This is a genomic window from Robiginitalea sediminis (genome assembly GCF_002198115.1).
Classification (GTDB): Bacteria; Bacteroidota; Bacteroidia; order Flavobacteriales; family Flavobacteriaceae; genus Robiginitalea; species Robiginitalea sediminis.
The window spans coordinates 411,967-427,521 of the sequence record NZ_NGNR01000003.1 but is presented as its reverse complement, the minus strand read 5'-3'; the positions used below and the strand labels follow the sequence as shown (position 1 = coordinate 427,521).

At 54.4% G+C, this 15,555-nt stretch carries 14 protein-coding genes; 7 read left to right on the top strand and 7 right to left on the bottom strand.

What is annotated here, in order from left to right; genetic code table 11:
- Nucleotides 1–33 precede the first annotated feature (33 nt).
- Nucleotides 34–1,116: a hypothetical protein gene (locus tag CA832_RS11750; protein ID WP_088341800.1), complete on the bottom strand. Its 1,083-nt coding sequence runs from the start codon at nt 1,114–1,116 to the stop codon at nt 34–36.
- Nucleotides 1,117–1,199: 83 nt separating this feature from the next.
- Here CA832_RS11750 and CA832_RS11745 point away from each other — a divergent pair, with 83 nt between their 5' ends.
- The 5 genes from CA832_RS11745 (at nt 1,200) to uvrB (ending at nt 8,267) form a co-directional block, all read left to right on the top strand.
- Nucleotides 1,200–2,111, top strand: coding sequence for an ABC transporter ATP-binding protein (locus CA832_RS11745; RefSeq protein WP_088341799.1), 912 nt, complete (start codon nt 1,200–1,202; stop codon nt 2,109–2,111).
- 15 nt (nt 2,112–2,126) lie between these two features.
- Entirely contained in the window at nt 2,127–2,960 is an 834-nt protein-coding gene (locus CA832_RS11740; RefSeq protein ID WP_088341798.1) for an ABC transporter permease, read from the top strand.
- A 129-nt stretch (nt 2,961–3,089) separates the two neighbouring features.
- Nucleotides 3,090–4,808, top strand: a complete 1,719-nt coding sequence (locus CA832_RS11735; protein WP_158211926.1) for a T9SS type B sorting domain-containing protein — start codon at nt 3,090–3,092, stop codon at nt 4,806–4,808.
- Between the two features lie 4 nt (nt 4,809–4,812).
- Nucleotides 4,813–6,240, top strand: a complete 1,428-nt coding sequence (locus CA832_RS11730; protein WP_088341796.1) for a T9SS type B sorting domain-containing protein — start codon at nt 4,813–4,815, stop codon at nt 6,238–6,240.
- Between the two features lie 38 nt (nt 6,241–6,278).
- On the top strand, nt 6,279–8,267 hold the full coding sequence (gene uvrB / locus CA832_RS11725; protein WP_088341795.1) for an excinuclease ABC subunit UvrB: 1,989 nt from the start codon (nt 6,279–6,281) through the stop codon (nt 8,265–8,267).
- 94 nt (nt 8,268–8,361) lie between these two features.
- Here the strand turns inward: uvrB and CA832_RS11720 are convergent, their stop codons facing one another.
- The 5 genes from CA832_RS11720 to sucC form a co-directional block, all read right to left on the bottom strand.
- Nucleotides 8,362–8,787 carry an Hsp20/alpha crystallin family protein gene (locus tag CA832_RS11720; protein ID WP_088341969.1) on the bottom strand — a complete coding sequence of 142 codons (426 nt, stop codon included), beginning with the start codon at nt 8,785–8,787 and terminating at the stop codon, nt 8,362–8,364.
- A 146-nt stretch (nt 8,788–8,933) separates the two neighbouring features.
- The gene (locus CA832_RS11715) at nt 8,934–9,335 is read right to left on the bottom strand and encodes a hypothetical protein (protein WP_088341794.1); all 402 of its coding nucleotides are present in this window, start codon (nt 9,333–9,335) and stop codon (nt 8,934–8,936) included.
- A 133-nt stretch (nt 9,336–9,468) separates the two neighbouring features.
- On the bottom strand, nt 9,469–9,813 hold the full coding sequence (locus tag CA832_RS11710) for a hypothetical protein (protein WP_088341793.1): 345 nt from the start codon (nt 9,811–9,813) through the stop codon (nt 9,469–9,471).
- A gap of 190 nt (nt 9,814–10,003) precedes the next feature.
- Nucleotides 10,004–10,336 carry a hypothetical protein gene (locus tag CA832_RS11705; protein ID WP_088341792.1) on the bottom strand — a complete coding sequence of 111 codons (333 nt, stop codon included), beginning with the start codon at nt 10,334–10,336 and terminating at the stop codon, nt 10,004–10,006.
- A gap of 275 nt (nt 10,337–10,611) precedes the next feature.
- The gene (gene sucC / locus CA832_RS11700; RefSeq protein WP_088341791.1) at nt 10,612–11,805 is read right to left on the bottom strand and encodes an ADP-forming succinate--CoA ligase subunit beta; all 1,194 of its coding nucleotides are present in this window, start codon (nt 11,803–11,805) and stop codon (nt 10,612–10,614) included.
- Between the two features lie 324 nt (nt 11,806–12,129).
- Here sucC and CA832_RS15150 point away from each other — a divergent pair, with 324 nt between their 5' ends.
- A complete protein-coding gene (locus CA832_RS15150; protein ID WP_198944480.1) occupies nt 12,130–13,374 on the top strand; it encodes a hypothetical protein in 1,245 nt (414 codons plus the stop codon).
- 117 nt (nt 13,375–13,491) lie between these two features.
- Here CA832_RS15150 and CA832_RS11690 read toward each other — a convergent pair whose 3' ends face one another.
- Entirely contained in the window at nt 13,492–14,130 is a 639-nt protein-coding gene (locus CA832_RS11690) for an LON peptidase substrate-binding domain-containing protein (RefSeq protein ID WP_088341790.1), read from the bottom strand.
- Between the two features lie 153 nt (nt 14,131–14,283).
- Here CA832_RS11690 and lysA point away from each other — a divergent pair, with 153 nt between their 5' ends.
- Entirely contained in the window at nt 14,284–15,525 is a 1,242-nt protein-coding gene (gene lysA / locus CA832_RS11685) for a diaminopimelate decarboxylase (protein WP_088341789.1), read from the top strand.
- Nucleotides 15,526–15,555 lie beyond the last annotated feature (30 nt).

The window sequence follows — 15,555 nt, the reverse complement described above, 5'->3', positions numbered from 1 at the left end:
AAATGGGCATTCCGGAAAACGGGGGAAGGGAAACTATATCCGGATACGCTTTTCAATAATCTGCTTCATGCTGACGTCCTCGTAATTCCGCTTCACGAAATCGAGGGCTACCTCCAGGATATCCCCCATACACCGGCATTTCTTAAAGTGCACATCGTGCGTGAGCTGGTAGATATCACTCTTGAGTTGTTCCACGTTCTCGGGGGTGGAGATGGTATCTGACTTGGCAATCGAGATCAATTTACCAATCCGCCGTTGGGAACTCAGGATGCGCTTGGCCACAAAGGACCGCTCCTCCACCTTGTACTGGTCCACCGAATCCCGGAGCAGGCGGTCACGCACCAGACCTACCATGGGGTTGTTTTCCTTAAAGAATTGCGGGCGGTAAATCTTGAGCTTGCCCTCGTAGCACTGCTGGTCAAAATCGATGGCCCGGATCTTGTACACCACATGGTCGAAATCGTGCATGGGGACAATCACGTAGTTATAGGAACGCATGTCCCCCAGCAGGCGGATCATACACCTCTCGTTGAATTTCACGAATTCCTTGGCCAGTTGTGCCTTTTCCGAGGCACTGCAATCCGGCAGCATTTCCTTGATGAAGACATCGCCGGGGATACCTGCGATATGCTCTTCAATAAGGGTGTTGCCGTATACCAGAAAGTTCAGGTTATAAGGCGATAAGAGGTGCTCCAGTTCCAACCCATAGATTCGGGAGGCATCCGCCTTTTTTACGTAGAAATACGTGAAGTTGTCATTCAGGATGTTCCGCACTTTGATCCGGAAGGGCTTGGAATTCCCAAACGTGCAGTAATCTACGGCATCCACATTGAGGTATTGGAAAGTGTGGTCGCTCCCGTCCGAGTGCAGGATAGAGTACACCTTTTTAAGACTTTCATCGATCTCCCTCCGTTCAGTGTCTGAGTAATATACCCGGATCCAGAGGGTATCCTCCCCCCTGTCGTCATAAACCACCACAGAACCCGCAAACCGCAGCAGGTCTTCATAAAAAATCGGGATTTCAATCTTCCTGCTGTATTGGTCCAGATACGCGTCCAGGGCCGGGCAGACCGGGAAAGTCGGCTTCTTTTTGGACATGAGTTTTTCTTCGGACACAACGAGGCGCTTTAGGTGGTTACCTGTAACAAATTACGCAATTCTTCGTCAACTAAGGAAAGAAGCTCCTAAAACCCTTCCGTTTGGACACCATACTAACCGTTACCAACCTCACCAAGAAATTCGGGCTGCTCACCGCCGTGAAGGATCTGTCCTTTTCCATAGAAAAAGGCAATGTTTACGGCATCCTGGGGCCCAATGGCAGTGGTAAATCCACCACCCTGGGCATTGTCCTTAATGTGGTAAACCGGACCTCGGGCAGCTTCCAGTGGTTCAATGGCACCGCTTCCACCCACCAGGCCCTGAAAAAGGTCGGGGCCATCATTGAGAGACCTAATTTCTACCCGTATATGTCTGCGGTGCAGAACCTCAGGCTGGTATGCAAAATCAAGGAAGTACCTGAAGACCGCATCCGGGAGAAGCTCGAACTGGTAGGGCTCTGGGAACGGAAAGACAGCAAATTCAAAACCTACTCCCTGGGAATGAAACAGCGCCTGGCCATTGCATCGGCCCTGCTGAACAACCCGGAGATCCTGATTCTCGACGAACCAACCAACGGCCTGGACCCACAGGGCATCCACCAGATCCGGGAACTGATCAAGCAAATTGCAGCACAGGGCACCACCATCCTGCTGGCCTCCCACCTGCTGGATGAGGTGGAAAAAGTGTGTACCCATGTGGTGATCCTGCGCAAAGGTGAAAACCTCTACACGGGCAAGGTAGACGGCATGCTGGCCTCCCACGGCTTCTTCGAATTGCGCGCTGCCGATAACGGCCAGTTGCGTAGTTTTCTGGAAAGCATGGGTGCCTTTTCCAATTTCAGCGAGGAGAACGGGATCCTTACCGCCTACCTGGAAACCCCAATGGAAGCCGAAACCCTCAATGCCCGGTGTTTTGAGAACGGCATCCGCCTCTCCCACCTGGTGAAACGCAAAGAGAGCCTGGAACAGCAATTCCTGGCCCTAACCAACAATACTGCCCCCCGGGCCTCCTAAACCGACCCCCAACAGATGAAACGCCTCCTGCAAATCGAGTTTATAAAGCTTTGGAACAACCGCTCCAGCCGGGTATTGATCCTCTCGTACTTTATCCTGCTGACCTCCATCGCCTTAATTGCAGCCATCCGCTTCGATATCGGGCCCATCGAGTTTCACCTGGCAGAACAGGGAATTTTCAACTTCCCTTACATCTGGCATTTCAACACCTTTGTTACCGCCTTCTTCAAATTGTTCCTGGCCATTGTTATCGTCTCCATGATGTCCAACGAGTACAGCAACAAAACCATCAAACAAAACCTCATAGACGGGTTGTCCAAAAAGGAGTTTATCGGCTCCAAATTTCTGACCGTACTCAGTTTTGCAGGCGTCTCCACCGTTTTTGTCTTTGTGGTTTCCATGATCCTGGGCCTGATCTATTCGGACTACAACGAAGTTTCTATCATCTTCTCCGACATGGAATTCCTGCTGGCCTTCTTCGTCAAACTGGTGGGCTTCTTCAGCTTTTGCCTTTTTCTGGGCATCCTGGTCAGGCGCTCTGCCTTTGCCCTGGGGTTCCTGATACTCTGGGCGATCCTGGAGCAGGTTTTTTTCGGCCTGCTGGGCTGGAGGTTCGTCAGCTGGGAAACCGCCCAGCAGATCAAGGATTTTTTCCCGCTGGAATCGATGGCCAACCTCATCAAGGAACCGGTTAGCCGTCTCAACGCAGTCCAATCCGTAGCGGAGCAAATCGGAGAAACCATCGAACTGGACTACCAGGTACACGCCTACGAATTCCTGATCACCCTGGCCTGGACCGCCCTTTTTGTGTACTGGTCCTACGCCTTGCTTCGCCGCCGCGACTTGTAGGGCTTACCCGGCCTTCCCCATCGGGTAAACCGTTCACCTTCAAAGCCCTGCCACTTGTCGTACCCAGGGGCCGATTTACGGATTATTTCGTACTTTACCCCTCCTGGACCGAAGGAAATGTTTAAAAAATTGCTATGTACCGCCGGGCTGCTTTTTGGGCTCCATACGGCAGCCCAGCAATGCCCCGCCATCCTGTCTCCCCTGCCGGGAAGTACAGGTGTATCCGTTTCTGCCAGCATTAGCTGGGAAGCGGTGGAAGGGGTTACAGGATACCGCATCGCCATTGGTACCACCCCGGGCGGAGACGAGGTCCTGCCCCTGACCACGGTAGGTGCGGCCACGACCTTTACCCCTCCCTTCGGCCTGCCGGACGATACCCAGATGTACGTCAGTCTCTACCTGCTCTTTCTGAACCAGCCGGATATCGCCTGTGCCCCCTTCAGCTTTACTACGGAGGATGTAACCCTCCCACCGCCGTGCACAGCCCTGAGAAGCCCGGTCAACGGGAGTACGGATATCCCGGTGGCCTCCAATCTGAACTGGTCCTACAGCCCTACGGCAAGCGGGTACCGCCTGGCGATCGGTACCTCCCCGGGCGGCAGTGAAATCCTCCCCCTGACCGACGTGGGGAATGTCCTGAGCTATAACCCGCCTGCGGATTTCCCGGCCGAAACAACTATATACGTGCGCATCGTCCCCTACAACGACAACGGAGATGCGGATGCCTGCCTGGAAGAGCAATTCACCACCGGGCCCCTGGCGACCCTGCCGCTGTGTTCACAAATGGTCAGCCCGGTAAACGGGGAAAGCAATGTCCCCCTTTCCCCTGTGCTGGAGTGGGAGGCCGTTGCCGGGGCCGATGGCTATATCGTTTCCATCGGCACCTCCCCCTTTGACAATGACGTTTTGGACAATGTGCGCTTTTTTACCAACCTCACCAATGTGATCAACTTTGAGCCCAACCGGATTTACTATATCCGGATAATCCCCTTCAATACGGCCGGGGAAGCCATAGGCTGCGGGCAGGAGACCTTCTCCACCATCCTGGGGTGCGGTCCGTATTTCGACCCGGGCACGGGGGAACTGGTAGACCTCCGCCCTGAAATCGACTTCCCGGAGCTTGTGGGCATTTGCCTGGGGGATGCGGTGACCACCCTGAGCGCCACGGGAGATGCGGACGGGTACCGTTGGTATATCATCGACAGCCCGGGCAGGGAGCGCCTGCTGGCCGAGACCGAGGATTTCGAAGTGCCCGGAGAGGGATTGTACCGGTACGAGGCCTACAGGAGCTATTCCGGCCCTTCCGGCGCCTTTGAGTGCGCGTCCTCCGCAGAGTTCCGGGTTACCGCCTCGGAAGCCCCGGAAATAAGAGATACCGATGTCCGTCTGGGGGTAGGCGTAATCAGCATTACCACCGAGGTCTCCGGTTCCGGGGACTACGAATTTGCCCTGAAGGATCCTGCCGGGCCCTACCAGGACAGTAACCGCTTCGAGAACTTACCCTTGGACACCTATACCATCCATGTGAGAGATAAGAACGGATGCGGTTCAGACCAGGTAGTGGTAACCCCGGACCTGACCGTGGAGGGCTTTCCCAAGTTCTTTACCCCTAACGGGGACGGCACCAACGACCGGTGGCAGTACATCGTTCCGGAATCCGGCCTCAACCCAGTTCGGGAAATTTTCATTTTTGACCGGTACGGGTCCCTGCTGGCCCAAATAGGACCGGATTCCCCGGGGTGGGACGGAACGGTCAACGGGCGGCCACTCCCCCCTAATAACTACTGGTTCAGGGCGGTGGACCGCAATGGAGGAGAGATCCACGGACATTTTGTTTTAAAACGGTAAGGGAATGAAGTGCCAGGGTGTTTTATGGTGTTTTGCGCTGGTGCTGGCGGGGTTCTCTGCCAAGGGACAGAGCTGCCCCAGGCCCGTATTTCCGGCAGACGGCCAACAGAATGTCCCCGTGGATGCCGCCATTTCGTGGACCGCCCCCGGGACAGCTACTGGCTTTATCGTTTCCATAGGTACTACCCCGGGAGGAGTGGATATCCTCACCAACCGCACCTCCTCCCCTATTACTTCCTATACCCCGGAAGTGGGCCTGCCCGAGGACACGGTGGTATACCTGAGTTTTATCCTGATCCGTTCGGACGGCTCCCAGGTGAGTTGCCCCGGCTGGAGTTTCCGCACTGCACCTTTTCCTTCGCCTCCGGGGTGTACCCGGTTGGTGGAGCCTGCAGAAGGGGCCACTGGATACCCGGTAAACGACGCCCTTACCTGGGCCTATGCTCCCCTGGCCACGGGGTACCGCATCAGTGTGGGCACCACCCCCGGAGGCACCGATATCCTGGACAACAGGGACGTTGGGAACCGCCTGACGTTTAACCCCCCGGGTAATTTCCCCACAGAAACAGACATCTACGTGAGTATCACGCCATACAACCGCCTGGGTCCCGCCCCGGGAACCTGCCCGACCCAGCGTTTTACCACCGGGGCTTCCCTGGTAGACTGCTCTTTCCATGAGCCCACCGTGTCGGGCTTCCCCGAACGCTTTTCCCTATGCCCCGGGGAGACCAGCCGGGAGATATCGGCCCCCGGTCTGGCGGACGGATACAATTGGTACCGCCTGGGCCCTGGCGGACAGGAAACCCTCATCGGTACGGAAAACATCCTTGAAGCCACCCAAACCGGGTCCTACCGGCTTGAAGTCTACAACCTGGTGGGCTCCCTGAACGAGTTTACCGTGTGCAATATCCTCAGGGATTTTGAAGTGGTGGAGGCCCGTCCCCCGGAAATAAACGGGGCCACGATTACCCGGGAGCCCGATGGCCTGCGCATCGTGGTGGAAGTAGCCGGCGAGGGAGATTTCGAATACGCCCTGGACCCCGATGGCGGGTTCCAGACCTCTCCTGTATTTACAGGTCTCCCGTTAGACACCTATACGGTTTACGTAAGGGACCGGGATGCCTGTTTCGTCAGTGAAAAAACCCTTACCCGGCGCCTGAGCGCAGCAGATTTCCCGGCCTTTTTCACCCCCAATAATGATGGCTACAATGATCTGTGGAAATACGAGCCCCCGGAAGACATTCAGGACGCCCAAATGGCTTCCATCCATATCTTCGACCGCTACGGCAACCTGATCCTGCAGCTGGATCCGGAAACCCAGGGGTGGGACGGGAAACTAAACGGGAGGCCCCTGCCTTCCACCGTGTATTGGTTTGAGGCCATCTCAAGGCAGCAACAGATCATCCGGGGTTACTTTGCCTTGAAACGATAAGGCTTGCCAGCCCCCTGCCTCCTTTGTATTTTTACAAGATGAAGTTCCAAGTTGTTTCGCCCTTTAAACCCACCGGAGACCAGCCCGGAGCCATCCGCCAGCTGGCCGGGGGTATCCGGGAGGGAGACCGCTACCAGACCCTGCTCGGGGTAACGGGTTCGGGGAAGACCTTTACCGTGGCCAACGTGGTGGCAGAAGTACAGCGGCCCACTCTGGTGCTGGCACACAACAAAACCCTGGCGGCACAGCTCTATTCGGAATTCAAACAGTTCTTCCCGAACAACGCCGTGGAATACTTCGTCTCCTATTACGACTATTACCAACCCGAGGCGTATATCCCCAGCAGTGGCCTTTACATCGAGAAAGACCTCTCGATAAACGAGGAGATTGAAAAACTCCGCCTCAGCGCAACGTCCTCCCTGCTTTCCGGAAGGCGGGATGTACTGGTGGTGGCCTCCGTTTCCTGCCTCTACGGGATCGGGAACCCGGTGGAATTCAAGAAAAATGTCATCCGCCTGGAGCGCGACCAGGTACTGGCCCGGACCAAATTGCTTCAAATGCTGGTCCAGAGCCTGTACGGCAGGACCACTGCCGACTTTAAAAACGGGAATTTCCGGGTAAAGGGCGATGTGGTGGACGTCTTCCCCAGTTATGCGGACCACGCCTACCGCATCCATTTTTTCGGGGATGAGATCGAGGAGATCGAAGCCTTCGACCCCTATAACAATACGGTCATAGAGGCCTACGAAACCCTGACCATTTACCCCGCCAACATGTTTGTGACCTCCCCGGACATCCTGCAGGAGGCCATCCGCCAGATCCAGGACGACCTGGTACGGCAGATCGACTACTTCCGGGAAATCGGGAAGCCGTTGGAAGCCAAACGCCTGGAGGAACGCACCAACTTCGACCTGGAAATGATCCGGGAGCTGGGGTATTGCTCCGGCATTGAGAACTACTCCCGATACCTTGACGGGAGGGAACCGGGTACACGCCCCTTCTGCCTGCTGGACTATTTCCCGGACGACTACCTGATGGTGGTCGATGAAAGCCACGTGACCATCCCCCAGGTGCACGCCATGTACGGGGGGGACCGGTCGCGCAAGGAAAACCTGGTGGACTACGGCTTCCGCCTGCCGGCAGCCCTGGATAACCGGCCCCTGAAATTCGAGGAATTCGAGGCCCTGCAGAGCCAGGTGATCTATGTAAGTGCCACCCCGGCCGATTACGAAATGGAAAAGAGCGGAGGCGTCTATGTAGAGCAGGTCATCCGCCCAACCGGCTTGCTGGACCCGGTCATCGAGGTGCGGCCCAGCGAAAACCAGATAGACGACCTGGTGGAGGAAATCCAGCAGCGCGTACAGCGGGACGAACGCACCCTGGTCACTACGCTGACCAAACGGATGGCCGAGGAACTCACCAAATACCTGACCCGGATCGATATTCGCTGCCGGTATATCCACAGCGACGTGGATACCCTGGAACGGGTTGAAATTATGCAGGACCTGCGCAAGGGCATCTTCGACGTGCTGGTGGGGGTAAACCTGCTGCGGGAAGGCCTCGACCTGCCCGAAGTCTCCCTGGTAGCTATCATTGATGCAGACAAGGAAGGGTTCTTACGAAGCAACCGCTCCCTGACCCAGACCGTGGGCCGGGCCGCACGCCACCTCAACGGTAAAGCCATCATGTATGCGGACACTATTACAGACAGCATGCAGAAGACCATAGACGAGACCCAATACCGTCGGGAAAAGCAGCTGGCCTACAACAAGAAACACGGGATCACGCCAAAGGCCCTGGAGAAAAGCCTGGACAATGCCCTGGCGAAAAACTCCGTCTCCACCTTCCACTTCGAGAAAAAGGCACAGGAAGCCAAGGAGCCTGATCCGGCTTACATGACTGCCCAGCAGCGGGAAGACCTGATCCGCCAGAAGCGCAAAGCCATGGAAAAAGCCGCCAAGGAACTCGATTTTATGACCGCAGCCCAGTTGCGCGACCAAATCCGACAGCTCCAGGAGCAGGAATAAAAAAAGCGCCCCGGTTCCCGGGGCGCTTTCCTAACTAACCAACTAAACAAACCAACCATTATGCGGCCCGTTAGGAGGGCCGGACATAATATCGTTATGCGATTTCAATAAGCCTTTTCGGCTTGGGAAGGGCCTCTTCGCGCTTCGGGAGCGAAAAGCGAAGGATTCCGTCCGTATATTCCGCCTCAATAGCGTCCTCATTTACGGTTTCCGGCAGGGTAAAGGCCCGCTTGAAGCTGCTGTAGCGGAATTCCCTGCGGGTATACCCGTTCTCCTCTTCCTGTTTTTCGGCTTCGCGCTCCATGGAAATGGTGAGCACGTCATCGTCGATCTCAATGTTGAAATCTTCCTTTTTCATGCCCGGAACAGCCAGCTCCAGGGTAAAATGGGTTTCCGCCTCACGGATGTTAACCGCCGGCAGGGTATGGTTCTGGAAGTCTGTGCCGCCAAACCAGTCCGGGGTCAATACATCGTTCCAGATACTGGGAAATAAGCCGGGATTTCTGCGAATCAAACTCATGGTATAGTCATTTTTATGTTTTACATCGTACTGCAGGTCTATCCTGCACCCACTGTAAAGCAAATGCTATACCGTCGCTAACAAACTGTCGTTTTGTCTTGTGTTTTACCAGGAATACTGTCGTATTGACAGTTTTAGCTTTTTTCCTAGTTGTAATGAGACCTGAAGATCTCCATCATTACCTCCGGGGGGACAATCTTGTCCGGATACTGATGCATCACGGTCAGAACCTGGTCAATGGCCGACGGAGGAAGTCCCATCTGCAGGCCGATGTCCTTGAGTTTGCGGACCTCTTCCGGTTGCCGCTGCTGGTCTACATTCATCAGCAGGACCAGACGGTGGAACTGGACAATCCGGTCTATCTGGCTTTTGGGCATCACGGTGTTGACTCCTTCATCCAGCAAGGCATCGAAATCCTGACGGGTAATACCCAATTGGCGGGAGACCCCCAACAGGAAATAGAACTCCGGCTCTGCAATGGCCTTGTCGGCACGGGCAAAGGTGATCATTTCCGAGAGGATGCCAAGTTTTTCCCTGTAGTTCGCCATAGTTGTCCTAGAGATTCCTGTATACTATAAACTCCAAAGACGCCTTTTTCGTATACAACGCCCGCGGAAGGCAAATCCCGGAAATAAAAAACCCCGGCGCTAAGGGCCGGGGTCTATTACCTCTCATGGGAGGTTAGCTGGTAAAGCGGATCGGCACTTCGTAGGTTTTGCCTTGTTGCAGGCCTGCCCCGGTTACATCCTTGTAATTGAGCTTGGCCTTCAGGAAGGATTCCACCTTGCTGTCTTCGGTCCTGACGGAAAGTACGACGATTTCCCCTTCAGTGTTTACGGTAAAGCGCACATAGGCGGACAGGTCCTGGTCCTCATTCAAGACAATATTGTTGTCTTTGAGCATTTGACCGATTTCGGAGGCGATTTTGGTTTCGGGCTCCTTAACCGAATTCTTGCCTTCTGTGGCAAAAACGCTGGCGGAGAACATCAGGGCTGCGGCTACGAAGAATACACTTGCTTTTTTCATGACTTGTTTGTTTTGATGATTGATGATTGATGAATGTATGCCTAAAAGACGACGTCATGCGGACGCCGTTACAGGTAATTTCGGTTTTAACACTTTTTTAGTTCATTTTTTAGATAATCCGCAATTTTATTAAGCCTTCTAGCGGATTCCCTAAACAAAAGGCCCTTTGGTGAGAAGGGCCTTAGGTGCATTACGATGCGACGCGAATGGGGAGTACAAACCGTTTCCCTTCCAGGGATTGGTCTACATAGACCTTACGCCCTTCGAGCTTTTCCATTACAAAAGACTCCAGGCCAGGGTTTTGGCTCTCCACTTCCAGTATCCGGATGCGGTTGGAGGCATCGAAGGTAAAAAGGATCTTGGCCGTGAGGTCTGCCTGCCCCGATTCGAATGCGTTCTGACTCAGCAGAAATTCGATCTGGCCGGCAAAGGGGGCACGGGGTTCAACACTTTTTTCAGGGGCTGCGAAGGCCGGAGCGGCCAACAGCACGCCCAACAGGGCAGTAATCAACATTTTCTTCATGATGTTTCGATTTTGATTGATGATTGATGAATGTATATGGAAAGGACGCCCCGGGCCATGGCCTTGTTACAGGAAAGCGTGCGGATTAACACTCTTTTAGGCATTGCTACCGTCCTTTCACAGGGCCAAAGTAAGGAAGGGAAAATGGGCTGGGCAAGGGGTAAACCGGAACTTCACCCAATGATAAACCCAGGGTAACACCAGGGTGCCCGGGCATAAAAAAAAGGTTGCGAAACCCTGTCGCAACCTTTATATGCTATAGCCGAATGAGGGCTTTAGGCCAGTACTTCCTTTACCTTATCGGCAGCTTCCTGGAACTGCACGGCAGAATGGACCGCTAGGCCGGAATTGTCGAGGATTTCCTTTGCCAGCTCGGCATTGGTACCCTGCAGGCGGACAATTATGGGCACCTTAATGGCATCCCCCATGTTCTTGTAGGCATCTACCACCCCCTGAGCTACCCGGTCGCAACGGACAATCCCTCCAAAAATATTGATCAGGATGGCCTTTACATTGGGGTCCTTGAGGATGATGCGGAACGCTTCTTCCACCCTTTTGGCATCTGCAGTACCCCCTACATCGAGGAAGTTGGCGGGCTCCCCGCCAGCCATCTTGATAAGGTCCATGGTGGCCATGGCCAGGCCGGCACCGTTTACCATGCAGCCCACGTTTCCGTCCAGGTCCACATAGTTCAGGCCCACGGCGCGTGCTTCCACCTCTATGGGGTTCTCCTCCCGCAGGTCGCGCATCTCGGCGTACGCCTTACGGCGGTAGAGGGCATTGTCATCGAGGGTTACCTTGGCGTCTACAGCCGCGATCTTGTCGTCGGAAGTCTTCAGTACCGGGTTGATCTCAAAAAGGCTGGCATCGCTTTGCTCGTAGGCTTTGTAAAGGGCCATGACAAACTTGACCATCTCCTTGAAAGCCGCCCCGGACAACCCCAGGTTAAAGGCTACCCGCCGCGCCTGAAAAGGCAGGATCCCCGTTGCGGGGTCTATCTCCTCGGTAAAAATCAGGTGTGGTGTCTTTTCGGCTACCTGCTCAATATCCATCCCTCCTTCCGGGGAGTACATAATCATGACCTTGGCCGTAGCCCGGTTGAGCAATACAGACATATAGTATTCGCTGGTTTCCCCGGGGCCCGGATAGTACATATCCTCGGCCACCAGTACCTGGTGCACCTTTTTGCCCTCGGCCGAAGTCTGGGGGGTTACCAGGTTCATCCCGATGATCTGCCCGGCAATCTCCTCCACCTCCTTGAGGTTTTTGGCGAGTTTAACGCCCCCGCCCTTGCCGCGGCCACCTGCGTGGACCTGGGCTTTGATAACATGCCAGCTGGTACCGGTATCCTGGGTGAGCTGCTTGGCGGCGTCTACCGCTTCCTGGGCATTGTGAGCCACAATCCCGCGTTGCACCCGTACTCCAAAACTCGCCAGGATTTCCTTCCCCTGATATTCGTGTAAGTTCATGTCTGTCTTTTTCGGTAGTTGGTTGCAAAAATAGCAAACGGAGGGCATTTCCCCTAATGGATTTCAAGGGGAATCTCCTCCCGGGCAAAAACACTGCGCCCCCACCGGCGATCCTTCCCACCGCTGTAAATGACCGGAGTCATGGCAGACCCGGGTCGATGGAAATGATGGCGGTCATTGTAAAGGCCAGGTGTTAAAGGTACCTTAACGACCAGCATTAAAATCCGGAAGTATTCTGGCATGGAAAATAGAATTTGAGGGCTTGAAACATCATAGGGAATCTGAAAATGGGATTGAAAATAGTAACCCAATAAAAAATAAGTCATGAAAATTTTCAGATTGATTTCAGGCGGGGTTCAGAGTATCATTCTAATATTCTTTGCCTCAAGTTGTACAACGGAGGAAGTCATCGTAGAAGAGGGCAGTTGCAGCCTCGAGGACTTCATTGAAAACGTCCAGATTGCCGTATCGGAGGAACCCACCGAAGGCAACAACCTCTCATTTCCTGTCATTTGGTCGGATGGGTTTGAAAAAACCCTTCGCGAACCGCCAATAGAAGGCGAAGCACGACTCGAAGGGGAATGGTGGTATGTCTGGGGCGAAGACCCCATCGATCCCAGTTTCCCGGTTTACAGTTGCCAGCCCAATAGCATCATTCCCTACCTGTGTGCCGATGCCAGCGAGCCAGGCGCGGACGGAAGCGACATCTATAAGGCGTACATTCAAAAGGTTGCTTCCAACGTTTGGCAGGCTGCCAATTTCCCGGCAACTGAACCGGTGAATGTGGACCTGGTGGACTGGGGCGACAACCTGGAATCCATAGACTGGAACATCCGTTCCATGGTACGGACCGAGGTAGTCCTTTATGAAAATCTGGCTGAACCTGTCCTGGAATACGCCATGCGGCATGTCAGCGGCTGGGGCGAAGACGAAGTCCACGGTCTTCAAACTACCCTAGACAGCGCCATTGTTTACGGTCCCGGAACCCAGGCAACCGTTTACTCTCACAACGCCCGGCTTACCATTCAAAAACTGAATGTGGACCGGGATTCCATCCCGGAAGGCAGCCTTACCTGGATTCCGAAGGAAGGATGGGTAAGCGCCCAGCAGGATACCACCCTCATTAACTCACCCCTGTTAAACATGGCCGTATATGAAGCGGCAGACGGGCCCGGGTATTACAATGCCGAGGTTAACGTGAAAGGCAAAATAATTTATGGATATACCTGGAACCTGCGGCATCTGAATGAAGGCGCAGGTACCTATCGGATTACCTTCAGCTTCGACGAAGAAGGAGGTCCGGCAGCCCTGAATACCTTCTTTGACGAAATGACGGAAATCCTGATTGCGGAAGAGGAAGAAGTTTCTGAAGAATCCGAGGACGCGGAAGGTGGACGAGGCGGAAGTGGTGTTATTGACTTTGAAAACAACCTCACCTACATGGATATCCGCATTAAAGAAGGCGGCGGCGGCGGTGGCGGCGGCGGTGGCGGTGGCGGCCACAACGGCGGCGGCGGTGGCGGCGGCCACAACGACGGCGGTGGCGGCGGTGGCGGCCACGGCGATTGATGCCTCAAAAAAAGCGATAAAAGCCCAAACGTGCGCTGCACGTTTGGGCTTTTTCCGTTATAGACGGTTTGCAGATGACCTGAATACGCACCAGCGGCACCACCGGGCTCCCAATCCCTATAGCGTCAAACCCTCGAAGTCCAGCGGGTCAAAATTCCGGAAATGCCCGTTCATCCCGATGCGCTCCCGGGTGCGGTTAAGCTGCTCCATCACGGTCGCCGTTTGCTTCAGGTGAGCCAGCAGGAACTCCAGGCGTTCGCGCTCCCCCGGCATGCAGAGCAACTCGAATTCCTGTTGCAGGGATAATCCCATTTTATGGGCCAGGGAAAAACTGTTGAAAACCTCCCGCCGAACAGGTCCGAAAGGCAGGTCCATAAGGCCGTACAAAACCCCGCAGGCCTGGATTACCGCCTCCGTCAGCGATGCATCCGCATCGTTTAACGTGTCCAGGAATTGCACTTCTCCACCGGGGTATAGCTTCCCCTCCATCCTCGGCTGGAAACTCAGCACCCGGAATACCTGCCTGGCCACGCACACCACATCCATAGACCGATCGGCATAGGTATTTACAATTTCTTTTAGTTGTACTTCCGTCCCATGTGAAATGGTCTCATTGAGATATACCGGGATTCCGAAGGTACGGGCGTGCTGCCGGCAATCGGAAATCAGGGACTTGTAACGCTCCTCAAAAATATGGAGGGGCACGGTCTCCCCCGGAAAGAAGACGGATTGTAGTGGAAAAAGGGGCAATATCATATCCCTAAAGCTACGACGCGGCAACCTAATATTCAAGATGATTCAAAAATTGAAAGTTTTATTTATAACATTTTGTTTGATTTTATAGATTCACTTTCTTTTTTTTGGCCCACACCGGCCAAATAAATTAGATTTGCGCAAATCGCATGAGAGATGCAAAGACAGGATTTACTGCAAATTGCAGAGACTTACGGGGCCCCGGTATACGTATATGATGCCGGTAAAATCCAGAGCCAGTTCAACCGCCTTACAGCTGCCTTCAGCAGCGTGGGACGTCTGAAACTGAACTATGCGGCCAAAGCCCTCTCCAACCTGTCCATCCTGCGGCTGATGAACCAGCTGGGCAGCGGGCTCGATACGGTTTCCATCCAGGAGGTACAATTGGGCCTGATGGCCGGGTTCCGACCGGAAGATATCATCTACACCCCAAACGGGGTCTCCCTCGAAGAGATCGAACAGGCGGCCGCCATGGGGGTCCGGATCAACATCGACAACCTCTCCATCCTGGAGCAATTCGGCAGCAAGCACCCGGACATCCCGGTTTGCATCCGCATCAACCCCCATGTCATGGCAGGGGGCAACAGCAAGATTTCCGTTGGCCATATCGATTCGAAGTTCGGGATCAGCATCCACCAAATCCCCCACCTGCTCCGGATTGTGGAACTCACCCGGATGAAAATCAACGGGATCCACATGCATACAGGCAGTGATATCCTGGATATCGATGTCTTCCTCTATGCCTCCGAAATCCTATTTGAAACCGCAATGCATTTCAAAGACCTGAATTTCATCGATTTCGGCAGCGGCTTTAAGGTACCCTACAAGGAAGGGGATATCCAGACCAATGTAGAGGAGCTGGGCGAAAAACTAGGGGGGCGTTTCAACGCCTTCTGTAAAGCCTATGGACAGGAGCTGGAACTCGCCTTCGAGCCCGGGAAATTCCTGGTTTCCGAGGCCGGTTACTTCCTGACCCGGGTAAATGTCGTAAAACAGACCACCTCCACCGTATTTGCCGGGGTAGACTCCGGGTTTAACCACCTGATCCGGCCCATGCTCTACGGTTCCAGCCACGAAATCATCAACCTTTCCAACCCGGAAGGCAAGGAGCGTTACTACTCCGTAGTGGGATATATCTGCGAAACCGATACCTTTGCCAGTAACCGGCGCATCGGTGAGATTGCCGAAGGGGATATCCTGTGTTTCCGCAATGCAGGGGCCTACTGCTTTACCATGGCCAGCAATTACAATTCCCGGTACCGCCCGGCAGAGGTGCTGTGGAAGGACGGCCGGGCACAGCTCATCCGCAAGCGGGAAACCTTCGAGGACCTGATCCGCAACCAGGTGGAAGCGGACCTGAGCCCAGCGTCGGAAATGACCCATCGGGAGGTGAAATAAATCCCATCCCGGAGCGTTAGGTTTTATAAA